The sequence below is a fragment of the Enterococcus sp. RTP21361st1_A6_RTP21361_211029 genome (genome assembly GCF_040910045.1).
Taxonomy (GTDB): domain Bacteria; phylum Bacillota; class Bacilli; order Lactobacillales; family Enterococcaceae; genus Enterococcus_D; species Enterococcus_D gallinarum.
The window spans coordinates 1-23,043 of the sequence record NZ_JBDGBK010000050.1; the positions used below are offsets into that span (position 1 = coordinate 1).

26 protein-coding genes are annotated in these 23,043 nt (G+C 40.7%); 5 read left to right on the forward strand and 21 right to left on the reverse strand.

The features are described 5' to 3' along the window. Nucleotides 1–451: 451 nt before the first annotated feature. From AB5Z52_RS10075 to AB5Z52_RS10085, 3 genes are all read right to left on the reverse strand, one after another. Nucleotides 452–1,018 carry a hypothetical protein gene (locus AB5Z52_RS10075; protein WP_050762678.1) on the reverse strand — a complete coding sequence of 189 codons (567 nt, stop codon included), beginning with the start codon at nucleotides 1,016–1,018 and terminating at the stop codon, nucleotides 452–454. A gap of 575 nt (nucleotides 1,019–1,593) precedes the next feature. Continuing rightward, the gene (locus tag AB5Z52_RS10080) at nucleotides 1,594–1,731 is read right to left on the reverse strand and encodes a hypothetical protein (RefSeq protein ID WP_155804651.1); all 138 of its coding nucleotides are present in this window, start codon (nucleotides 1,729–1,731) and stop codon (nucleotides 1,594–1,596) included. Between the two features lie 249 nt (nucleotides 1,732–1,980). Further along, nucleotides 1,981–2,313 carry a hypothetical protein gene (locus AB5Z52_RS10085; protein WP_005469925.1) on the reverse strand — a complete coding sequence of 111 codons (333 nt, stop codon included), beginning with the start codon at nucleotides 2,311–2,313 and terminating at the stop codon, nucleotides 1,981–1,983. Between the two features lie 171 nt (nucleotides 2,314–2,484). Between AB5Z52_RS10085 and AB5Z52_RS10090 the strand changes: the two genes are divergently transcribed. Continuing rightward, complete coding sequence (locus AB5Z52_RS10090; protein ID WP_029486232.1) at nucleotides 2,485–2,817, forward strand: helix-turn-helix domain-containing protein; 333 nt, start codon at nucleotides 2,485–2,487, stop codon at nucleotides 2,815–2,817. Between the two features lie 5 nt (nucleotides 2,818–2,822). After that, nucleotides 2,823–3,287, forward strand: coding sequence for an ImmA/IrrE family metallo-endopeptidase (locus tag AB5Z52_RS10095; protein WP_003129307.1), 465 nt, complete (start codon nucleotides 2,823–2,825; stop codon nucleotides 3,285–3,287). 221 nt (nucleotides 3,288–3,508) lie between these two features. Here the strand turns inward: AB5Z52_RS10095 and AB5Z52_RS10100 are convergent, their stop codons facing one another. The 5 genes from AB5Z52_RS10100 to AB5Z52_RS10120 all read right to left on the reverse strand — a co-directional run bounded on the left by AB5Z52_RS10100 (nucleotide 3,509) and on the right by AB5Z52_RS10120 (nucleotide 7,737). Beyond that, a complete protein-coding gene (locus tag AB5Z52_RS10100; RefSeq protein ID WP_003129306.1) occupies nucleotides 3,509–4,315 on the reverse strand; it encodes a metallophosphoesterase in 807 nt (268 codons plus the stop codon). Between the two features lie 3 nt (nucleotides 4,316–4,318). Then, nucleotides 4,319–5,101 carry a phosphonate ABC transporter, permease protein PhnE gene (gene phnE / locus AB5Z52_RS10105; protein WP_003129305.1) on the reverse strand — a complete coding sequence of 261 codons (783 nt, stop codon included), beginning with the start codon at nucleotides 5,099–5,101 and terminating at the stop codon, nucleotides 4,319–4,321. Then, a complete protein-coding gene (phnE, locus tag AB5Z52_RS10110; RefSeq protein ID WP_005469909.1) occupies nucleotides 5,098–5,877 on the reverse strand; it encodes a phosphonate ABC transporter, permease protein PhnE in 780 nt (259 codons plus the stop codon). The genes phnE (AB5Z52_RS10105) and phnE (AB5Z52_RS10110) overlap by 4 nt, the downstream gene beginning before the upstream one ends. Beyond that, nucleotides 5,849–6,640, reverse strand: coding sequence for a phosphonate ABC transporter ATP-binding protein (phnC, locus tag AB5Z52_RS10115; protein ID WP_003129303.1), 792 nt, complete (start codon nucleotides 6,638–6,640; stop codon nucleotides 5,849–5,851). Before phnC ends, phnE (AB5Z52_RS10110) begins: the two co-directional genes overlap by 29 nt. A gap of 173 nt (nucleotides 6,641–6,813) precedes the next feature. Beyond that, entirely contained in the window at nucleotides 6,814–7,737 is a 924-nt protein-coding gene (locus tag AB5Z52_RS10120; RefSeq protein WP_003129302.1) for a phosphate/phosphite/phosphonate ABC transporter substrate-binding protein, read from the reverse strand. A gap of 193 nt (nucleotides 7,738–7,930) precedes the next feature. Between AB5Z52_RS10120 and AB5Z52_RS10125 the strand changes: the two genes are divergently transcribed. After that, the gene (locus AB5Z52_RS10125; RefSeq protein ID WP_288551499.1) at nucleotides 7,931–8,602 is read left to right on the forward strand and encodes a cyclic nucleotide-binding domain-containing protein; all 672 of its coding nucleotides are present in this window, start codon (nucleotides 7,931–7,933) and stop codon (nucleotides 8,600–8,602) included. Between the two features lie 203 nt (nucleotides 8,603–8,805). Here the strand turns inward: AB5Z52_RS10125 and AB5Z52_RS10130 are convergent, their stop codons facing one another. After that, a complete protein-coding gene (locus AB5Z52_RS10130; RefSeq protein ID WP_005469905.1) occupies nucleotides 8,806–9,390 on the reverse strand; it encodes a TetR/AcrR family transcriptional regulator in 585 nt (194 codons plus the stop codon). A gap of 115 nt (nucleotides 9,391–9,505) precedes the next feature. Between AB5Z52_RS10130 and AB5Z52_RS10135 the strand changes: the two genes are divergently transcribed. After that, nucleotides 9,506–10,597: an ABC transporter permease gene (locus tag AB5Z52_RS10135; RefSeq protein ID WP_288551500.1), complete on the forward strand. Its 1,092-nt coding sequence runs from the start codon at nucleotides 9,506–9,508 to the stop codon at nucleotides 10,595–10,597. Between the two features lies 1 nt (nucleotide 10,598). Then, a complete protein-coding gene (locus AB5Z52_RS10140; protein ID WP_003129297.1) occupies nucleotides 10,599–11,306 on the forward strand; it encodes an ABC transporter ATP-binding protein in 708 nt (235 codons plus the stop codon). A gap of 97 nt (nucleotides 11,307–11,403) precedes the next feature. Here AB5Z52_RS10140 and AB5Z52_RS10145 read toward each other — a convergent pair whose 3' ends face one another. The 12 genes from AB5Z52_RS10145 to AB5Z52_RS10200 form a co-directional block, all read right to left on the reverse strand. Then, nucleotides 11,404–13,269 carry a beta-glucoside-specific PTS transporter subunit IIABC gene (locus tag AB5Z52_RS10145; protein ID WP_288551501.1) on the reverse strand — a complete coding sequence of 622 codons (1,866 nt, stop codon included), beginning with the start codon at nucleotides 13,267–13,269 and terminating at the stop codon, nucleotides 11,404–11,406. 137 nt (nucleotides 13,270–13,406) lie between these two features. Next, complete coding sequence (gene licT, locus AB5Z52_RS10150) at nucleotides 13,407–14,246, reverse strand: BglG family transcription antiterminator LicT (protein WP_003129295.1); 840 nt, start codon at nucleotides 14,244–14,246, stop codon at nucleotides 13,407–13,409. Then, nucleotides 14,221–14,394: a hypothetical protein gene (locus AB5Z52_RS10155; protein WP_155806483.1), complete on the reverse strand. Its 174-nt coding sequence runs from the start codon at nucleotides 14,392–14,394 to the stop codon at nucleotides 14,221–14,223. Before AB5Z52_RS10155 ends, licT begins: the two co-directional genes overlap by 26 nt. A gap of 133 nt (nucleotides 14,395–14,527) precedes the next feature. Beyond that, nucleotides 14,528–15,424, reverse strand: coding sequence for an EamA family transporter RarD (gene rarD / locus AB5Z52_RS10160; RefSeq protein WP_288551502.1), 897 nt, complete (start codon nucleotides 15,422–15,424; stop codon nucleotides 14,528–14,530). Nucleotides 15,425–15,666: 242 nt separating this feature from the next. Then, nucleotides 15,667–16,473 (reverse strand): MurR/RpiR family transcriptional regulator, encoded by an 807-nt coding sequence (locus AB5Z52_RS10165; RefSeq protein ID WP_003129292.1) that lies wholly within the window; start codon nucleotides 16,471–16,473, stop codon nucleotides 15,667–15,669. A 61-nt stretch (nucleotides 16,474–16,534) separates the two neighbouring features. Continuing rightward, the gene (locus AB5Z52_RS10170; RefSeq protein ID WP_086268940.1) at nucleotides 16,535–17,416 is read right to left on the reverse strand and encodes an N-acetylglucosamine kinase; all 882 of its coding nucleotides are present in this window, start codon (nucleotides 17,414–17,416) and stop codon (nucleotides 16,535–16,537) included. 281 nt (nucleotides 17,417–17,697) lie between these two features. Then, entirely contained in the window at nucleotides 17,698–18,054 is a 357-nt protein-coding gene (locus AB5Z52_RS10175; protein WP_021150693.1) for a PTS lactose/cellobiose transporter subunit IIA, read from the reverse strand. A 2-nt stretch (nucleotides 18,055–18,056) separates the two neighbouring features. Next, nucleotides 18,057–18,329, reverse strand: coding sequence for a hypothetical protein (locus tag AB5Z52_RS10180; protein ID WP_005469895.1), 273 nt, complete (start codon nucleotides 18,327–18,329; stop codon nucleotides 18,057–18,059). Continuing rightward, nucleotides 18,326–19,588 (reverse strand): PTS sugar transporter subunit IIC, encoded by a 1,263-nt coding sequence (locus tag AB5Z52_RS10185; protein WP_003129288.1) that lies wholly within the window; start codon nucleotides 19,586–19,588, stop codon nucleotides 18,326–18,328. Before AB5Z52_RS10185 ends, AB5Z52_RS10180 begins: the two co-directional genes overlap by 4 nt. Before the next feature lie 16 nt (nucleotides 19,589–19,604). Continuing rightward, on the reverse strand, nucleotides 19,605–19,913 hold the full coding sequence (locus AB5Z52_RS10190) for a PTS sugar transporter subunit IIB (RefSeq protein ID WP_003129287.1): 309 nt from the start codon (nucleotides 19,911–19,913) through the stop codon (nucleotides 19,605–19,607). A 5-nt stretch (nucleotides 19,914–19,918) separates the two neighbouring features. Further along, nucleotides 19,919–21,355 (reverse strand): glycoside hydrolase family 1 protein, encoded by a 1,437-nt coding sequence (locus tag AB5Z52_RS10195; RefSeq protein ID WP_003129286.1) that lies wholly within the window; start codon nucleotides 21,353–21,355, stop codon nucleotides 19,919–19,921. Nucleotides 21,356–21,532: 177 nt separating this feature from the next. Next, nucleotides 21,533–22,954, reverse strand: a complete 1,422-nt coding sequence (locus tag AB5Z52_RS10200; protein ID WP_288551503.1) for an MDR family MFS transporter — start codon at nucleotides 22,952–22,954, stop codon at nucleotides 21,533–21,535. Nucleotides 22,955–23,043 lie beyond the last annotated feature (89 nt).

Here is a 23,043-nt window from a genome sequence, read left to right on the forward strand (position 1 = left end):
GTTCGCTAGAGTCTTTAGAATTTCTGTAGTAAAATCGTTCATAGGGAAGTCCTCTCTTCTGTGAATGTGTTGTGGTAGCTCTATTCTACAGAAGGGACTTCCTTTTTTCTATTTACACAAAATATTTTACACTCTCTTCAGTCTGCATGGAAATCAAGTTATTATTGGGAATTCCAGCTTAATCTATAGTAAGCAATATATTCTTATTATTCATTTTGAAATTTTGCAGCAGAGTCTTACATTTTTTTGTCATTTTTTTTCCACATTTTTAATATTAGCGATGCTATTTTATCATTAAGTACTATCAAAAATAGGACTGTAACAATAATCATCGTATCGTGATTTGGAAAATACCTAAATCCTAATAACAAAAATAGTAGTGCTATGAATGTTATTACATAAGCTATCTTTCTTTTTCTATCTACCGTCACTTCATTCACCTTCGATCCTACTAGCTATCCTGTGTCCATATAGCAGTTGGAACTAAGAGATGGGCTTTATTCCTCGAAAATCTTATAATTACTCCTTTGTTGAGATCCACACTTCCTGCTTTATCTATCAAGAACGCTGCCGCAGTCGATGCGAAAACACCTGCAATTGGGGAAAATAAACTTGATAGAGCCCCAACTCCTAGAGCTAACGCTGCTTTTGAATACGAACTATCTAAATATAGGTACTTCAAGTCATTGCTCATTACAATCATTTTATTTACGCCTCTACGTAGCATGACTGATCTGGTATTCATTTCAATTTCTTCCTTGGTCCAAATATCTTCTGGATCATAACCTTTCTCAATTGCTAAATTCATTAGGTCTTGGAAAGTTATACTGGTGATTTCTGCTATAACCTCATCTGAAAGATATTCTAGTAGTACACCATACGTTCCTTCTTCATCTACATACTCATTTTCATTTGTATTGGTGTTAACTTCTGATGCAATTGCTACAGTATTCCCAATAGTTCCAACACCTAAAATTATCGCAGCACACACACAAATCGCTTTAATCTTATTCAGCATTTTCATCTACCTCGTTTTAATTAATTACTTTTACAATATTACAACACACAATTATACACGACTAAACAATGTATAAAATTGTTCTTTCGGTGTTTGTCCACTTCATCCAACACAATAATAGAAAATAGTTAGTAAGAGAATAATAATTAGTATTCATCAAAAACTGAAGAAAGATTACCCTTTTCGATTTTTCCTTATTCTGAAAGCGTGCTATCACTGAATCCAATTATTGCTTCAACTTCTTTATACGATTTACCGAAAATAATTTATCCATAAACAGACCACTTTTTTGGCGTACTGGTTGCTCTCGAGCAGCCTTCCTTGTAATCTTGTAATTCCGATTATTCTTTCTTTTAAAGGATACAAGCGTATTTACATCGAGCTTAAATAATCGAAAAAAGTATTTCTTTTCTCTATAAGTTCCTTCATTAGAATCATCTTACAAATCTAAAGACATCTGTTCAAAAGCGTGTGGCTTTCATTTTATTGCCTTAACGTTATAATTTATTTGCGAAATACGATAATTGGTACAAGTTACAACACAAAGGGCCGACCTACTGCGAATAGGTCGGCCCTTATTTTGTGCTGGAAGCAACGGCTAGCGACTGTCCTAGAAGCAGCTTACTTTTGATGATTGGATTCTTAGAAATAAGTTCTAGTACCAGTCCTATAAAGATTGACGCCATAATCAATGCAATAATTTGGTCAATCAAGAAAAAACACCCCTGAACTCATCCATCCCATAGTAAAGACTGCAACGTGCTCCTCGTTTATGGATAGCTTTTCTTCATAATCATTTACTTTACTACTGTTTCAGAATATCTTTAACCAGTTACTAGTTTACTTCTCTTTATTAGTGAAGTGGGCTAGTTCTGCATATTCTTAGTAAAATGCTTTCCTCTCCTTCACTTTATCCCCTGTCTTTCCTAGGAACGAGTCCAAGCCTCTCTCATCTATATCATTCATCCCTTTTGCTGATTCTGAACAGCTGTCTCTTTCAGTTGGCGGTTCTCTGCGGCTAAACGCTCCTGCTCACTACGGGCTTTTGCTAGTTCTGCCTGATAGATAATGATCTCTTCTTGGTGGGCTCTCCGAGCGGCACTTACGCTAGCTTCCAGCTCATCCACTTTTGTTTCTAGTTCGAGATTGAGCTTTTCATACTTTTCATATAAGATCTTGGCATTTTCTATATTGGTCTGCTCTAAGTTTGCTTTGCTCGACACCCGAGTAGCAAAGTAGGTTAGAACACCGGTAATCAAGGAAGGTAAAACGACTGCGGCAACTGTTGTATCCATAGATAACCCCTCTCTCATTCTCTTTTTGATACAAAATGTATCAACTAATTGGAGTATATTCGATACGATTCATATCGTCAACTAAAAAGATACATTGCATATCTTTATTCAATCAAATTAGATACACTTCGTATCTAATTGTGGTATACTGATCGAAAAGGGGGGATCACCATGCTTGGTGAACGATTAAAAGCACTGCGGATAGGAATGAATCAAACGCAGCAACAGATTGCTGACCATCTAGGAATCACCCGGGCCGCCTATTCGCATTTTGAAAACGATCGAAACGAGCCTGATGGTGAAACGATCGTGAAATTAGCTGAATTATTCCATGTCTCCACAGACTATTTGTTAGGACGACATGCCATAGACAACTTCACCCAACCTTCTAAGCGGGTGCAAACAGTAGCTGCCCATATTGATGAAAATGTAACCGATGAACAAATGGAAGACATTCTGAATTATATCGACTTTATAAAACAGCGGCATGCCCAAAAGGATTGATGTATATGGATAAAGTTGAAGAACTAATGGCTGCATACCCAGATCTGCATTTTATTTTTGATAAAAATATGCCAGAAGGTCAACAAGGCTTATATATCGATGATCATATTTATCTGAATCCAAAACAATCGAAAGCAGACTTGTTAGGGACCATGGGTGAAGAAATCGGACACTATTTAACAAGTGCAGGAGACATCACTGCACAAGATACCAATGAAAAGCGTAAACAGGAACGTAAGGCACGTGACATTGGTGCAGCAATCGTTGTCACACCTTACGATATCATCGCCTGCTTTGAAGAGGGCTGCAAAACGTTACTAGAATGCGCCTCTTTTTTAGGGGTAACGACGCGAACGCTCAAAGATGCGGTCTGTTACTATGCCCGACGCTTTGACGGAATCAAGACAGACAATCAGTATACGTTGCTGTTTCAATTAGATGGAACCATTGAGGTGATCAAAACCTTTTAGTTACTAGCTGTGAGCGTTGGGCAATATTTGGATCAGTGAAGACACTTCTTGATACGATTCTACAGCTTTACTATTTCTTAAATAACAAAAAACGGCACTGTGCCGTCACGTTCATAAACAGAGCGCTCATTAAAAGCTTTACGGTACATTCGCTACTCATCAGTGGCGCGCGGATGTACCGTTGATTTCTGATTATTTCGATTGATGCACAAGGCCGTTTTCTATTCTTGGGTCATATCTACAACTTTCAGCAGTCGATTTGGCAAATAATTCTCAGAAGTTTGATGAATCAATTTACCGGATTCAAAACGATACAAATTATAGCCATATCGTTCTTCGAAGCGCACGATGCCTTGACCTTCATCTTCTCCCACAAAAGACATACTGGCGACAGTATAGTAAGGAATCCCTTGGATCTCACCGGTAAAGGAATGATGCGTGTGACCATTGAGGATACAGCGAATGTTATAGGAGGACAGCAAGTCCAACAAACGATCCGTACCGGGCCACACCGGTGTCGTACTTTGATGTGCCAGTAAATGATGATGGGTCACTAAGACGATCGGCAGATTTTTTAATTCCGCTAACGTCTGTTGCAGCCAGTGGAATTGTTGTTCATCGACAACGCCATCAGAAGCTCCATAGCGGGAATTATCAAAGGCAACAATCGCCATATCTGAATAACATTTTACTTGATTATATGGCGACTCGGAGGCCGCTGTACCGCACCAGCCTATGTGGAAATTGCTTTTGATGTCATGATTGCCTAAAGTAACGATTATTTCGACATCGCCTAGCAGCCTATGCAGTTGTTCTTTCAAGTAACGATAGTCTTCCACGTCTCCATCCTCCGTCAAATCCCCACTGATAACGACTAGGTCAATCGTTGCTCGTTGCTGGGCATGGCGAAGACATTCTGTTAATGGAATCAATGGATTCTGCATGGCCGCCAACATGCCTTGATAACCCTCTTGGCAGTCTGGGTATTGTCTGCGAAAATGTATATCTGATATATGCAATAAATTCATCTTTTATCTCAATTTCTTTCTTATGATTCCTGTTATTTGGTCTAAAGCAAAGACGGTGATCACTACACCGATCAAAATAATACTAACTTTACTCCACGTACGTGTTTGGATCGCAAAAATCAATGGTGCACCGATTCCGCCTGCACCAACTAAGCCTAGTGTTGCCGCACTACGCACAGCGATCTCAAAATGATTCAACGCAAAGGAACTATAGATCGGCATCAAATAAGGGACACGTACAAAAAACATTGTTTGCCAGAAATTTGCACCCACCGCCTGCATCTCTTCGGTCAGCCGTTCATCCATCGCTTCCATCTCTTCCGTAAACAACTTGCCTAACATTCCGATTTGATGGACACCGATTGCCATCACACCGGCAAAAGGTCCTGGACCAACGACTTTAACAAAAATGATCGCATAGACCAGTTCTGGAAACGCCCGCAAGACGTTGCAAATAAATTTACCGATTTTAGCGACCCAAGGAGTTGCTGACCAGAGATTGGCCGCACTCAGCAATGTGATGGGAATGGCTAAAACCGTGGCGATCATGGTTCCCAAGCAAGCGATGCCGATCGTTAATAACAGCAGACTAAATAAATCTTCCCCGCTGCCGTCATAGAAAAATGACCAGTCTGGCTGACTCAGTCCTTTCAACACATCTCTGCCCATTGCCAGTGAAAAAGTGCTTAATCCCGAATAGTCTAAGTCCATTGCAGACAACAGGAACAGGACTACGAATAGTCCCCATAGGAGCCACGTTTTTTTACTCACTTCACGAATCATCATAGAAAGGACCTCCTTACTCGTTCACTTAATTGGTCAACGATGGCCACAGTGACTAAAATCGTCAAAATAATGATGGAAACTCGTTCATATTTCAGCAATGCCAAAGACGAATTCAAAATGACGCCGATCCCCCCAGCCCCTACATAACCTAGGACTGTCGAAGCACGAACATTGACCTCAAATGCATAAAAGGTATAGCTGGCAAACTGACTGATGACTTGAGGAGCTACTGACCAGACTGCAATCTGCAATTTGCTGGCCCCGACCGCCGCCGCAGCTTCGATCGGACCAAAATCGATTGTTTCAATTGCTTGGAACATCAACTGAGAGACCATCCCAAATGTAAAGACAGCAATCGTCAGGACCCCTGTTGCTTCTCCAATCCCAAAGATAGCAACAAACAATGCAGCCAATAATAGGTTAGGAATCGTCCGAATCAAGCCCAATAAAAAGCGAAAGATCGTCGAAAGCCAGCGATTTTCAGTAATGACTGTCGTAGCCAAGAAACTGACCGGGATCGCTAGACAGACACCGATGACCGTTCCAACTAAAGACATTTCCAATGTTTTAAGCATTGGCGAGACTAATTTCGGTAAATAGCTAAAATCCGGATGCAAGAAACGTGCAAAGAATGCCGTTACTTGGTTGGAATTTGACCAGACTTGCGCAAAGTCAGCCCCTGTGATCCATGCACTGCTTTGAAAGCAAAGAATTAAGAAGAGCAAGATCAGCAGGTTCTTGTACCACTTAAAGTGAACGGTCTCTTTCAATTTCATGGGTTTCTCCTGCCTTTTCTTCAAAAATCGCCTTGCCATAAATCTGTTCCAGCCGTTCATCTGTCAATGCTTCCGGCACACCATCAAAAACAACCGTTCCCGCTTTCAAAGCAATGACTCGTGTGGAGTAAGACCGTGCTAGCGGAACAGAGTGGAGGTTGACGATCACTGTTTTTTTCATTTCTTGATTGATTTTTTTCAAGTCCTGCATGACTTTCTCTGTCGTGATCGGGTCTAATGAAGCTACTGGCTCATCTGCTAGAATAATCGGTGCTTGCTGAACAAGCGCTCTTGCTATTGAGACCCTTTGCTGCTGACCGCCACTCAACTGATCGCTGCGGGTCTGCAGCTTATCCAACAGACCAACCGTGGCTAGTGCTTCTTTTGTTCGTTGATAGTCTTCTTTTGTAAATAATCCTAAAATACTTTTCCAAGTTGAATAATACCCTAAACGTCCAGATAGGACGTTCTTTTGAACGGTACTGCGTTTGACTAAATTGAAACTTTGAGAGATCAATCCGATTTGACGACGGATCAATCGTAATTCTTTCTTGCTTGCCTTAGTGATCGAGGTCTCATTAATGCGGATATCCCCTTCAGTGATCGGCACTAAACGATTGATCGAGCGCAATAAGGTGCTTTTCCCTGCCCCACTCAGACCGATGATTGAGACAAATTCTCCCTCTTCGATCGTCAAATTAATGTTTTGTAGTCCTTTGACCCCGTTTGGGTATACTTTGGACACATTTTCGAAAATTATCATACTTCTTCCCCATCTTTATAAGCATTGTGACACGGATCATACCAAAAGAATGAGAGACGAAGGGATACTTTGGTGGGATCGCTCTCGTTTTCACTATATCAGCCGCCCTCGCAAAAAGATCTGCACCCTTCGTCCAATCATTTTTCTGTTATTCCTTGTCGCAGCCCATTGTTTTACTCGGCTGCTTTTTCGGTATATTCACGGATCGTATCATAAGCAGAATCAGCTGCTTCTTCATATCCTTGATGTCCCCACAATGACATCGCTTCTGCGCCTTCTTCGTCATCTTTCATGTTCAAGAAAACATCTTTGATTTCTTTTTTCAAGGCATCGTCCATTTTTGGTTGGACCGCAATAGCATCGTTAGGAATATCCCCTTCGGTCAGATAAAGTACTTTGAGCTCTTTAAACAAATCATTGTCTGCAAAGCTAGAAGCAAAGACATTTCGCGCACCTTCGAAAACAAACGCAGCATCCATTTGACCATTCAAGACTGCTGTGATCTCACTTGGAATATCATTGACTGTTGTCAAAGTCGCTTCGGTGGTAGGATCTACTCCGGCATCTTTCATTTCAGCAACTGGATAGATGTACCCACTAGCTGAGTTAGGACTTAAAGTAGCGATCTTCTTGCCTTTCAAATCAGTCAATTCATTCAATCCGCTGTCTGCACGAACTAAGATCTCCCCTTTGAAAGTGTTTGTCAATTGACCTTCTAACGGCAACCCCGTTTCTTGATCATAATCCCCTAATTGCGAAGTCAAAATGGCTTCAGCAGCGTCCATATCTTTTGCTTGGACATAGGCAGCTGGCGGCATGATCCCGATATCTACTTGACCAGAAGCCATTGCTTCAACGATCGTTGAGTAATCCGTAGCCAAGGTCACATCCACCTGACGATCTAGCTTCTTTGATAAATATTCAGCGAAAGGTTTTGCTTTTGCTTCCATCGTCCCATCGTTGTTGGTCGGTACGAACTGCACCACTAATTTTTCTTTTGCTGCATCCTCTTGTTTTGAATTGCCACTGGCACAGCCAGTTAAAGCAACAGCCAACATAACTCCCATGATCCCTTTAGCAACCTGTTTGAAACGCATTTTTATTCCTCCTGTGAATGTTTTCTACTACGTGTAAATCATACCAAATAACTTCAGATTAAGAAGTGACACATGTCCTATTTTACCTTATTTTTACATACATTTTACATATAATATTAATTATCGTTCGTGTTGAGGCGTTGTTGATTCTAGGCTATAATAAAGAAAAACCTCCAAGGAGTGGTCCTTCTCCATGAAAAAGATCCATGATGCGCAACAGTTGTCTGCTTATATCGACACCTTTTCTTTGCAAAATTATTTAGATGCGGCGTTATCTGACATGGCGGTATTACACTCTTTCGACAAAGATGAGCACTTGATCCAGACAGGGACCGTATCCGATTATCTCTACTTCCTTGTGGAAGGAACCGTGATGGTCTACTCGTACCCTTCTGATACCCAAAATATCTTTATCGATTATGCCAAACCCGCCACTCTTTTAGGCGAAGCGTCCTCTTTATGGGAATTATTGCCAAAAAGCAGTGTAAAGGCCGTGACACCTTGTATCTGCGTGTGCATTTCTTTGAATCGCTATCGTTCTGTTTTACAACAGGATGTTCGGTTTTTGCAGAACATTTGCCAACTCCTCAGCTCACGGCTCAATTCAGGGATCAACTTAGCCAATTCCCTCACTGAGCCAGTAGAAACTCGTTTAGCAAAATTCATTTTGCTTCATGAAGAAAAAGGGGTGTTTACGCATCAGTTGACGACTTGTGCTGCTGTCTTGAATGTTAGCTATCGTCATCTCTTACGAACGATCACAAATTTCCGTGAGAACCGCATTTTAGAAAAGCAAAAAAGCAAGTATGTGATCCGTGACCGCTCTGCTTTAGAAGTTCTTGCTGAAAATCTCAGTCATTTCTGAAGATTCTAAGGATCTACGTATGGAGAACCTTCTGTGTGGAACCGCAATTGCCAAAGTCTATTTCTTTAAGTTGTGATTCAATGTCTTCTTTCTAACTACAGATACTGACCTAAGCTATCTCCTCTAAAGTTGCCTTGACAGATAGCATGTTAGTCATTTCAATAAAACAGCCCTTCAGAAAACCATCATTCTGAAGGGCTGTTTTATTGAATGCCTTGCTTTAACCATTTGACTTTAAATGCAAAATCCGTCAACAGTTCATTGCTTGTCCATTGATTGGCGTAAGCATCTGTTAAGCTGTCAATGACCAGTTTCATCGAGAAATAGAGAAAACTATCGGCCTCTTTTTGACTTTCGATCCGAAATTTATTTGCTGTTAATACTTTTTTCCAAGCTGCCGCGCCATGAGGATCCTCACTGCGATATGAAAACAAATAACTATTCTGGATCAATAGCTGCAATTCTTTGTATTCCTCACTATCTTTGCCATATTCTAACGCTTCAACTAAAAAAAGCTCCAATCCTTTGAAAAAATCCTGCTGATGTTTCCCAATTTTTCTTAGGATACGGCCATGAACTTTGTTTGCTGAGTCATGGATCAAGTAATCATAAGCATCATTCAAATCTTCAAAATACTTATAAAAAATTCCCCGAGACATCTGCAGTGCTTCAACGATCTCACTGACTTTCACCTGGCTAATCGGTTTGTCAGAAAAAATCTTCAGCAAAACGTTTCGCACAACTATTTTTTTCTCAGGAGGAAGATTATTAAAAGTCGCCTTAGGCATAAGCCGCAGTCCTTTCTTTGAATTCGTTGCTTTATTATAGCATAGATGGCCGAAATTAATTCGGTGACAAAATGTCACCGTTGAGGTATGATGGATTTCGAAAGGGGAAATCATTATGTATTTAGCTTGGAAAGAAATCCGCTATGCCAAATTACGGTATAGCTTGATCATTGGCATCATGGTATTAGTTGCCTATGTCGTATTTATGCTTTCTGGATTGGCCAATGGTCTGTCAGATGGTCACAAGAAAGCAGTCGCCGACTGGGGCGCTCAGACGATCGTACTATCCGAAGATAGTAATAAGGTCGCTAGTGCTTCCATTCTGACTCGCGGGGATTTATCCCGCGTGGAAGCAAAAGAAAAAGCCGCAGTTGGTCTGGCTTCTTCTGCAATCTCCCATAAAGGAAAAACCGAAAAGACCAATATCTCCGTCTTTGGTGCTGAGGCCGATCAATTCGTTATCCCAAAAGTGATCGACGGCCGAAACTATCGCTCTGCAAATGAAGTGATCGTTTCAGAAAACCTTCTGCCAGAGGGGTTTGCCTTAGGGGATCACATTCAATTAGGCGGCGACGATCAAGTCTTTACGATCGTGGGCGTCACGAAAGCAACGACTTACAGCGTGGTCCCCGTGCTTTATCTCAACCTAGATGCCTATGCTCAGCTTAAATATGGTAATCAAGAGTTTGATCAAAGCAACGGCCCTATTTCATTGATCGCTACTAAAGAGCCGAAATCTGACGTCAAACTCATCCAATCAAAGGATCAAACAAAACTAACGGCATTGACTTTTGATGATTTTGTTGAGAACTTGCCTGGTTATTCTGCCGAAAAATTGACGTTGAATGCAATGGTTTACTTTCTATTTGTAGTGGTAGCAGCAATTGTCGGGATTTTCCTCTATGTGATGACATTGCAAAAAACAGCCCTCTTTGGTGTATTGAAAGCACAGGGAGTTTCTACCGGCTATCTCGTTCGTTCCATCGTGGGACAGTCATTGATCGTAAGTATTGCTGGCGTTTTGATTGCTTTTGTTCTCAGCTATTTGACTAGTCTAGTATTGCCAGCTGCGATGCCGTTTACAGTCAATTTACTGCAGTGGTGTCTTTATGGCATGGTTCTGATTTTTGTCTCGATCATCGGTGGTTTATTCTCCATTCGAACAGTCACAAAAGTCGACCCGATTACAGCGATTGGAGGCGAATAAGATGGCACAAACAGTCTTATCTATGGAACACATTACAAAAACATTTGGTTCTGGCCATACCGCAGTTACTGCTCTAAAAGGAATCGATTTTTCAGTGACAGCCGGTGAATTCGTCAGCATCATTGGACCTTCTGGATCTGGCAAAAGTACGTTCTTAACGATTGCCGGCGGACTACAACGCCCCTCAGAAGGTAAAATCATCATTGGTCAGCAAGACTTTACTGATTTACCTGACAAAAAACGATCTGCTGCCCGTTTCAAAGAAATCGGCTTTATTCTGCAAAGTTCAAACCTCGTTCCTTTTTTGAAAGTCAGTGAACAGTTTGAGTTTGTAAACAAGCTGAACAAAGACAACCAAAAAGAAGCAGCGTCTCTTTTACGTTCCCTCGATATTTGGGAGCTCAGAAATAAATTCCCTAAAGAACTCTCAGGAGGCGAACGTCAACGAGTAGCAATCGCACGCGCATTGTTCAATGATCCTTCACTGATTTTGGCAGACGAACCGACGGCCAGCTTAGATTCGGAACACGCTTTTGATGTTGTCAAATTATTGGCTAAAGAAGCGCATGAAAAACAAAAGGCGATCATCATGGTAACCCATGATCCAAGAATGACCCAATGGAGCGATCGGGTCTATCGCATGCAAGATGGACTTTTAGTCGAAGAATCCATCAACCCGCACACTTCATCAAAAACTTCAGAAGAATAATTAAAAAAGCTATCCAAACATAGGGACTCGCGACTGCGATGTTCCTTCCGTTGGATAGCTATTTCTATTACAATTCACTGATTAAGACGCACCAGGTTTATTTGACGATCGCTAAGAAATCTTCCCCTTGCAAGACGTCTTCTTGATTCATATCCAACACATCTAAATAGTTCGGCGTATTCGTAACAACAATTGGCGTAACGGTTGAATACCCGGCTTCTTTGATTAGGGAAAGATCAAATTTGACTAATAGATCACCTTTTTTCACTTGATCCTCTTGTTTGACAAAAATCTCAAATCCTTTGCCCTCAAGCTCAACAGTATCCATTCCAATATGCATCAAGATCTCTACCCCATCTGTCGTTGTCAAACCAATCGCATGTCCTGTTGGAAATAGCGTAGTAATCGTCCCGTCAGCAGGCGCGACTAATGTACCGTTTGCTGGATCGATGGCAATCCCTTTGCCCATTGCTCCAGATGAAAAGACTTGGTCTTTCACTTCATTCAGTGGAACAACTCTACCAGCCAATGGACTGCTTAATACGACCCGCTCATTGGTAGTGGATGGTGCAGGTACTTTTGATTTTTCTGTATCTGTATCTGCGGGATTCGGTTGATCTTCAAAGCGCAAAACAAAAGTTAAGACAAAAGCTGCGCCAAAAGCAACGGCCGTTCCAATCGCAGCGGCAATCAAACCACTCATATCTTGTGTGTCTTGAGGGATAAAGGATGGTAAGCTCAAGAGACTGACTAAACCAAAAGTATAGTTCTTAACTTGACTGAAACCGACGATTGCACCACCGATCGCACCACTAATACATGCAGCAATAAACGGTTTTTTCAATGGCAACGTTACTCCATATACAGTTGGTTCCGTGATACCAAACAATGACGTGATCGTTGATGAAAGAGCCAATCCTTTCAGCTTGACGTTTTTGGTGATAAAGAAGACGGCTAGTGCTGCTCCACCTTGTGCCAATACAGCTGGCAATAGCATCGGCACCATTGTATCAAAACCAAATTGTGTCAAGTTCACCATCGCAATCGGTACAAAGCCCCAATGCATTCCAAACATCACAAATACTTGCCATAATCCCCCCATGATTGCTCCAGCAAGAATTGGGCTGAGATTATAGATTGCATCATAGCCGCTACCTAACAAGTTCCCAACGATCGTTCCCAATGGACCCACAACGATAAATGTCACTGGTGCCATGATCAAGAAGACAGCTAATGGCACACAGATGATCTGTAGGAAACTAGGAATCACCTTTTTAAAGAAACGTTCCACATAGCTTTGTAAAAAGACGGCCAAAATGATCGGAATGACCGAGGAGGTATAGGCGCTGGCCCCAATGATTACTGGAATACCTACAAAACTCAATGTTTGTCCTGCTAATTCTGTGATACTTGGGTGAACAAGTGCCATGGCCAAAGAAACAGCTAGAAATTCATTGGTTTTAAATTTTTTCGCTGCTGTAAACGCCAACATCACAGGTAAGTAAGTAAAGAGCCCATCAGCAATGGCATACCAAACCGTGTAGACGCCAGAATCGGCCGCCAGCCAATTCATCGTCACTGCTAATGTCAGAAATCCTTTGAGAACCCCGGCCCCAGCCATTGCGCCTAAAAATGGGGTAAAGATCGATGAGATGATATCGATCAATTGATTCAGCGGATTTCCTTTTTCAGCAGATTTTTCTGATTCGCCATCAAAATTGGCGACCTCTGTTAGTTCGCGATAGACATCACTGACATGGCTGCCGATGACGACTTGATATTGTCCGCCACTTTGTACGACTTGGATCACGTCATCGTCTTGATTCAACCGATTTGTATCCGCTTTTTCTTCATCTTTTAGTTTGAAACGCAAGCGCGTCGCACAATGGACCACACTGTTGACATTTTCTTTGCCGCCGACCGCATCCAGGACGCGGACTGCTATTTCTTTGTTTGTACTCATTTCCAAACACTCCTTTTTTAATAAAATAAAAAACCCAGATTGAAAAAACGCGGTTAACAAGCGCAAACTTGCTAACTGCTGTCTTTTCAATCTGGGTCTTGCCTGCTGTACAGTAACAATCCGTTAATGATTGAATGTTAATTTGGTTCGTTGACAACGCGTTCAATATGGATCGTCAAGTAGATCATTTCTGACTCGCCGATTGGCTTGCCATACGTTTTGATCAGATATTCGTTGATCCGCTGGACTGTCTGAAAGGCTTTCGGGTATTTTGCCTGAATCAGTTCAAACAGGAATTCGTCCTTCTCGCCTGAAAGGTCATCACTTAAATACCGTTGAGCGAAATAGTGAAGATGAGTCGTGATCCGTTGATAATTCAAGGAATCAGGATTAAAGACTTTGCCATAGAAACGACTGATGATCGCTAACACATCACGAACGATCTCAACGGCTTGCATCGTCGTCTCCATTGTTCCATTGGCTTGCTCACTATTGACAATGTGAAAGGCGATAAATCCTTTCTCCGCTTCGGGAAGCGAAACACCAAAGTTCTTTTCAAAGCGTTCGACCGCTTTAGCAGCGATAGCGTACTCCTTAGGATAAAATTTTCGAGTCTCAAACAATAGTGGATTCGGTATTTCGATTCCTTCTCGAGCCCGCATCAAAGCATAGTGAATATGATCCGTCAGCGTTAAGTAAATATTCGGTGAAAGTTCGACTCCCAACACTTGCTCTGCTTCGTCGACCACTTGCTTGACTGCTTCGACCTCTTCTGCAGGAATATCCGCAAATAATTGTTGAAATTGATTTGCGGTGAAAGAGTCCTTCAAAACAAATTCTTTCTCCACAAATGCGTCGTCGATCACATCGCCGATTTTTTTCTTAAATGCGATGCCGCGTCCCATATAGATGACTTCTTCGCCGGCATCATTGGTGGAGACCACGACATTATTATTCAATATTTTTCCAATAACCATCGTTTTCCCTCATTCCAAAATAAAAAAACCTAGAATTTCCCCATAAATCTGCGGTCAATTCTGGTTTTGCCTGCCGAACAGTAACAATCCGATGTAACTGAAAAAATAATAGCACATCCTTTTTGAGATTGCAACCCTTTTCACGCAAGATTCTTTCTCCAAAAAAATTAGCGGTTCTAATGGACAAGCTAGATAGTTGTTTTATTTTTCAGAATCTTGTTCACTCACAACAACTCCGTTAAGACAATTCATTTCCAAAAATGGTCTTAACGGAGTTGTTGTCAGTTGTTGCTTAGGTCTCGCCGGCGTTTCCATACTGCACCTAAAGTGCCATACGTGAATACTGCGATACCTAACCAAACAAATCCAAACGCGGTGAACTGCGCCAAAGAATAAGATTCGTGAAACAAGAAAACAGCTAGTAATAGCATGATCGTCGGATTTACATACTGGATAAAGCCTAATGTGATGTAAGAAACGCTTTTCGTTGCTTCCGCAAACAGCAGCAATGGGATGGCAGTCACGACGCCGGCACCAATAAGTAAAAGATTGGTAGATAATGGATAAGCCATCAATCCAACAGAAGAAAAACCTAAAATATAAATCAATGCCGCCGGCAAAATAACAAAGGTTTCAACTGTTAATCCCGTTGCAGAACTGATTGGTATGTGTTTTTTGATGAGACCATACGTGCTGAATGAAAAAGCCATGATCAGTGAAGCATAAGGGATCGCACCAGTTTGCACCGAAAGCATGATCACTCCGACAGCTGCCAAACCACAAGCAATCATCCCCGACCGACTCAACCGTTCTTTCAAAAAAACAGTTGCCAACAAAACATTGACCAATGGATTGATGTAATAACCTAAGCTAGCTTCCATAACATGGCCGGCACTGACAGTAAATATAAAAGTAAACCAATTGATTGAAATCAAGATCGCCGCCAAAATAATCATTCCTGCAAACTTTTTATTTTGCCAGATCCGCTTCAATTCAGAGACAAACTGTTGCCATCTGCCGCTAAGTCCGATAAAGCCAAGCATAAAGACAAATGACCAAATAATACGGTAGCACATGATCGCCAATGGCGAGACACCAGTGATCAGTTTCCAATAGAGGGTGATCAGCCCCCACAGCACATACGCTGTGATTCCCAACACGGTTCCTTTATTTTTCATTTTCCTAGTCGCTTTTTACCTTGTCAACGTACCAATAGTCCAAGAAAAAAACTTCCCTCCTCAAATATATGTTATCTTATTATAACGAAAATAAAGTTTTTTCCTAGTATTTCATGAAAAAAACAAAAAAAGTCCCAACCGATAGCTTTCAAAATTTGAAAAATCGGTGGGATTTTTGAGAAACAACGTTTAATCATTTGTTGCTTATACTCTATTGGTTACTAACTTCATAGCAGACGACCTTATTTTTCTTTTACCGATAAGCGGCGCATATAAAAATAGAAAAGCAAATCAATCGTAACAATTTGCAAAATGATCGAATGAGTGGCCCCACTTCCGTAATGACCATTCTTGATATCTTCTGTCCGTGCTGTATGAATAGGTGTATCTACTTTTTTAGTCAGCTGGTTCTGCCCTAATTGAGACATTCCTAAGGTCGGCATACCAAGGCTTTTCGCTATTTCTACTAATGATAAAACATCGCGGTTTTTCCCTGAATGGGAGATTCCCCAAAACAAACTGTCTGCGCCATCATTTTTCATTTGTTGTGTCAGAAGATACCGATCTTTATCAAAAATCACTGTTTTTCCAATCCGAGTCCATTTTTGACGAATATCCTCTGCTGCTAGAACGGAAGTTCCTACACCATAAACATAGATTCGTTTAGCATGAAACATTTTGTCTACTACTTGTTGCACGGTTTGTTCATCTAATATAGGATCCGTTGCGTCAATAATCATCTTATTGTTTCTAAGAATCTTATTTTTAGCCGTTTGAAACGAATCATCATTTTGAATATCGCTATATTCATTATAGATTCGATTTTCAATATCTTTGGTTAAGGCTAACTTAAAGTCAGAAAATTTACTGAATCCCAATTTTTTAGAAAATCGAATGACCGCTGCTGGACTTGTATTCGAATGAACGGCTAACACATTAGATGTCATAGTAGGTATTTCATCAAGATTTTCGACAATATAATCTGCTAACTTCAAATCCGTAGTCGAAAGTTCATTTTTGATACTTTCAATAGTTGTTACTACACTCATTTCTGTCCCCCTCTACTGCATAGTTGCTTCAGCAATTAGTTACTTCTATTTTACATTAAATTCATGTCGAACTGAGAAGTTTACGATAAAAATAAAAGGCACCTTTTGTATTTGGTGAATCACTTAAAACCACTTCCGTAATTTGATCTTGGAGACGAGCAACAACCGATTCTCGAATAAAGTGATTTTTTTCTAGCACTGAACCTGCTAAAGCTAACTTCACTTGGGTTTGGTTCATTCTGTTTAGTAACAAACGAATCATTTCGATCAATTCGTCAGCAGTTTCTTGTAATAGTTGATGAGTGATGGGGTCGTTTAAATGCGCCTTCGAAAAAAACAATGATTTTTGTGCAACCTCAGCCTTGTTCATCTGATAAAGTTCACTAATTGCTTTAGCTGGATCGTTCATATCTAAAAAAGATAGAAAGTCTTGGGAGAATCTAGACAAAGGTGAACCATGGTCCATTTCTTGTGCAATATGGCGATAGCATTTCAATGCTAGAGCATAGGCACTTCCTTCATCCCCTACTAAATGTCCCCAGCCCCCTACTCGATAGAAGTTTCTGTCAACAGATCCATAGGCGACTGATCCGGTCCCAGAAATAATCAAAGCGCCATCCGATCCTTCAAGTTTATTGATTAACCCTAAGTGAGCATCAGAAATCACTTTGGTTTTTTGAAACTGCTGCAGCTCATGTTGAACAAGATGATGTAACCCACTCGTCTCTATACCTGCAATTCCAGCTAAAACGCCGAGGCAATCGCCTGATTGATGTTCTAAAACAGACTGGATCCCTTGTCTCAAAACTGCTAATGTACGATTTGTATCTACCACAATATTTCCAGCTGACAGGTGCAAATCAAAGAGTGCTCTTCCCTTTTTGTCATAGGTAGTAAATTGGGTCTTTGTCCCCCCAGCATCAATTCCTAGTACATAATTCATTTCTTTTCCTCCTAAAAAACTGCAATAGAAACGTTCCGACAACCTAGTGAGTAGCTGATCAGTGATAAAAAACAACTATTAGCATGCGAACAGTATTCGAAGATAATGGATCATTCTATCTCCTTTAGTACTGCTTGCTAAGAAGAGAGGATTTCCCCAATAGGTTTTGGCTTATTCATTAAATCCTTATCAAACCATTGCTTTATGAACAGCTTTATTCAGCAGTTTACGAGTCACTGTATCATTTGTCGAGGATCGTTTCTATCACAGCTTAATGGATGTTAGTTCTGATTGAATTGATTCAATTGCTGTTGCATTTTAATCAGTCGTTCAATCAATGCTTGCTCGCTCATTGTTGTCATTAACTGGTCTTGCGCATGAATCAACAAAAGACTGATCTGCCCTTGACCTTTTAGATCATCTTGAATCAATTTCGTCTGCAAATTATGAGCAATGGTCATCTCTGCTTCTGCCTGTTGCATACACATTACCGATTGCTCATGATTGTCTGCTTCTGCTGCATCCAACGCTTCAAAAAGCATTCCTCGCGCATTGCCACTATGAACGATTAATTCAAAAATCACTGCTTCGATATTTTCCATGATATCACCTACTTCATTTAAAATCATTTTTTTCATGGTTAGAACTGATAAATAAACAACTCGCAAATAAGGAACATTGCTGCAAAGGTTACAATCGAAAAATAAGCATATCGTTTTATGGTAAATTTTTCTTTTCGGTCAACATATAACGCAATCGCTGGAAAGATAAGACTGATAGAAACCAAATTCCCTATAAATAAAAACGTCTCAGACTGTACATATGAATTGATTGCAATCAACAGGATGTTCACGCTAAAAACAGTTCCTAAATAAAATAATGCACCTTTGAACTGCATTCTTGTTTTTCTCATGCTTCGCCTTCCATTTCTTGCATTAATTGTTTATTGTCATAAATCTTGAAGAAGGGATAATAAACGACCGTAGCGATCAATATGTTAACAATGACCAATAGAATAGCTCGCCAATCTCCTCCGGTAGCCAAATACGCGCCGATTGGTGCCGGTAAAGTCCATGGTGGCTGCACAAACATCAAGTGCACCCAACCAGCTTTAAATACCAGCCAAGTAACCGTTGTCATCAAAATCGGTGCTAACACAAAAGGAACAAAGAATATCGGATTTAGCATGATTGGAAATCCAAAAATCACTGGCTCATTGATATTGAAGATGCTTGGAATCAGACAAGCTCGACTAATGGACTTGGTATACTTGGCTTTTCCAAAAAGAATCGCGCAAATAATCAAGCCAATTGTCGCGCCAGATCCTCCAATCCAAATGAACCATTGAAAGAATGTTTCTGGAGCAATATGGGTAGGGGTTTGATGGTTTGCAACTTTTTCGGCATTCTCAGTAAAAAATTGAAGCCAAATCGGACGTGCCACTGAGCCAACGATCGAGTCACCATGAATCCCAAAAAGCCAGAAAAAAGTAACCAAGAAAACTGGAACTAGGACCCCTAAGAAAGTGTCTCCTGCTTTTACTAAAGGTGAAAAAAGAGTTTGGATCACTTGTTCAATATTCACTTTAAAGACAACATTAATCGTTCCAATCACTATGATAATAATTGCTGCTGGAATTACGGCCTCAAAGGAGCGTGCGACAGAGCTAGGAACTTGTTCCGGCATTTTAAACATAATCTTTTTGGTTTTACAAAATCGTAAAACTTCAACCGCAAAAATGGCTAAAACCATACACGGGAAAATCCCCACTGATCCGAGTGATTCCATTGGCAACATCAATCCTTGATCGAACTGTACCGGCATAATACTTAATAGAAAAGCTGCCACCGATAATTGTGCTCCGGTCAAAGGATCTAACTGATAACTTTTCGCTAAATTGTATCCGATTCCAAAACAAATATACAGAGACATAATCCAAAATGTCATCCGATAGGGAATTAGAATTTCCGTAATGTGATCTGTTGCCCATTGGTGAATTGCCCAGTTTTCTGGAACAGGTGGAAAAGCAATGATCAGAAAGAAACTACCAACAATAATAAACGGAATCGCCGAAACAACCCCATCACGAAGCGCTCGAAGATGTCGTTGCTCAGAGATCTTCGACATTGGTAACGCAACCTTGTCCTCTAGCATTTCAAAGAAATGATTCATTTTTATCCTCCTTTTCTCAACTCAAACTTTCAATAATTTTCAAGAGATTCTTGCCACCTAACGGACTGTAATCTGTGGGTTTGATCAATTCAATAGGAATATGTGCTTCATCTGCGGACTGTTTAAACAAGCTAAAGCGATGCTTTACTTGTGGGGCTACAAAAATAATGTCCCAATCTTTTTCTTGGATAACTGAATCCGCCTCACCACTTCCTACTGCAGAACTTGTTAGAGCAATTCCTTTTTTTTCGGCTTCTTTGTCTAGCGCTTTTTCTACAATTGCACTAGACATCCCACCAGAACAGATAAATAGAACTTTTTTCATTTGATTTACTCTCCCTTCTTATTCTTTTCAATAAAAGAACGATACCAATAAAAGCTATCTTTCTTGTATCTACGATAATCTCCATTCCCCTCATTATCAGCATCAACATAAATGACACCATAGCGTTTATCCATCTCACAGCTGCCTGCGGATACAATATCAATGATCCCCCAAGCAATATACGCAATAACGTTGACCTGATCGATATCTCTAGCTTTAACTATTTCAGCAAAGTGCTCTTTGAAATAATCAATTCTGTAGGAATCATGAATTGTGCCATCTGCCTCGAGTTGATCTTTCGCACCGAAGCCATTTTCAGCGATTATAACTGGTTTTCTATAGCGGTCATAAACTTTATTTAATGTTGTTCGCATACCGATAGGATCAATTTGCCATCCCCAATCACTTGCTTTTAAGTAAGGATTTTTCGTTGTAACTACTAAATTCCCTGCAGTTTTTTCTGCTTCCTCGGTCGTTACCACACTGGAAGAATAATAAGAAAAAGAAACAAAGTCGCAAGTATATTCCTTCAGAATCTGGCGATCTTCTGCGGTTATATCTAGATCAACAGAATTTTTCTCAAAAAAAGAATGCATATAATAGGGGTATTCCCCTTGCATAAGCACATCACTGCAAAACCACTGATTAATCTGTTCCTCTTTCACTAATTTCAAATTATCTTCTGGTTTTGGTGTCAACGGATAATAGCAGAAACACGACACCATGGAACCAAAGATTCCAGGAATATCCATTTTTCGTGCCAGCTGAATCGTTTTTGCATTTGCAACAAATTGATAATGTAGTGCTTGAAATACATCTTGATAGATATAGTCACCATTGCTTGGTTTGATTAATCCTGTACCGTTATAGGGACTAAAAAAGCCGGCATTAATTTCATTAAATGGCAACCAAAAATCCACTTGATTTCCCCATCGAGACAAAACAAACTCTGCAAAAGAGAGGTAATGGTCAATCATTTCACGATTCTTCCACCCACCGATGCTTTCCACCAAATAAAGTGGCACCGCATAATGATTCATTGTCAAAAAAATTTTGATTCCTTTCTTCTTTAATTCCCGAAAAATCGAATCATAATATGCCACACCTTGTTCATTTGGTTGCTCTTCATTCCCCAGTGGAAATAATCGTGACCAGCTAATCGAGAAACGATATAAATCAATCCCTAACTCGCTTAGCAGCTGTAGATCTTCCTCCCAGTTTTCGTATCCTTTCGTCCCTTTTCTAAACGGATAAAATTGGGTAGTTTCTGATTCTTTTGCTTCATTGATCACCTCTTGAGTCAACAATCGCGTTTGGATTGTTGCATTATTACTTCGAGGAAGATAGGGACGGCAATCTTGTGTATCTATCCCTTTCCCATCCTTATATCCACCTTCATATTGACTAGCTGCGGTTGCACCGCCCCAGTAAAACGTTCTCAATAGTATTCACTGCCTTTCTCTTTGTGACAGCTTCATTATAGACCTTCTGATTATTTTTTTCAATATTTTATTAAATATTTTGATTATTTTTTTCAAAAAGAGATTTTTCATATGAAAGAAACATTCAAAATTAAAAAAAAACCGCTTCGCAAAAAGCGAAGCGATTTGACTAGTTGATTAATTTTCTACTTCTATCAGAACTTCTGTGCGACTATCTTTGATCAAAAATAATCCCGTGAACAATAGCAGTCCCGAAGCGACGGTCATGACTAAAAACGAAACATTCATGCCGTGGAGCAAAGCGGCGGAGCCAGTCAATGTATGACTGTTGCGGGCGACCGTATTCATGATCCCAACAAAAACAGCTGTGCCGATGGCGCCGGCGACCGTCCGCAGCGATGTCAGTAATGCGGTACCATGAGCAGTCAATTCTGACGGGATATTTTTATTGCCCCAGGTAACAAATGGCATCAATAAAAAGCCCGTGGCGGCACAGCGTAAAATATTCAGGCAGACCGCCATCCAAATTCCTGTGTGTATATGAATAAAAAACATACCGATATTACTTAAAACTAACGAACTGCCGCCAATGATCGTTATGATGCGGATACCGACTTTGTCATAGATACGGCCAGCGATAGGACTCAAAAAGGCAGAAACTAACGAACCTGGAAATACCACCAACCCTGAGATTGTTGCAGATTTTCCAAGAATGGATTGTACATACAAGGGCATCAGCATTGAAGAGCCCATTAAAACAAGATAGAGTAAAATACTCCCAAACACACTTAGCGCATACTCTTTCGTTTTGAGGACCCGCAGATCCAAGAAGGGCACTGCCGCTTTCATTTGGCGGTGGGCAAATAAGATGCCGCCAATCAAACCTACGAGCAATGCACCCAAGACAGGGAGACTGGCAAAGCCATAGGTTCCTAGATTCCCGAATCCTAATGTGAAGCCGCCAAAAGTCACAGCGCTGAGTAAAAAGGAGAGCAGATCAAATTTTTTCTTCGTTACATCCAAGACATCTTCAAAGACATTCAACGCCCAAATCAACGAAACAAAAACAATGGCACCGACAATATAAAAAATGGCATGCCAGTTCAATTTATCAACGATCATTCCAGCTAATGTAGGGGCGATCACTGGTGCGGCAGTGATCGATAACCCATACCAACCCATGATTGCACCAATTCGATCCATTGGATAGATCGTCAATAGAATCACTTGAGCCATTGAGATCAAAATACCATTACCAATGGCTTGGAGGATACGAGACATCATCATAATGGGGAAATTCGGTGCTAACGCACATAGAACCATCCCAATAAGAGCGATTACCAATGCGGAAAGATATAATTTTTTGGTAGGTACCCGATTCATCAAAAAAGCGGTCAACGGCATGACGATAGCCATGGCGAGGGAATAGCCGCTGGTCAGCCACTGTCCAGTGGTCACAGAAATTTGCAAGTCGGCCACGATGGCCGGTAATGCGGTGGTCAATGCGGTGGATAACATCGTTAGTGCGATACAAGTAAGAATCAGATTAATAAAAATAAAGGTTCTTTTACGGTTTGTCAGATTACTCGGTTGGTTCAATAGATTCCGCCTCCATGCGTTGGTAATAAGCTTCAATTTTTTCTAACCCGCGACCAAAGGCTTGTTTTTCTTCTTCTGTTAGATCGGTC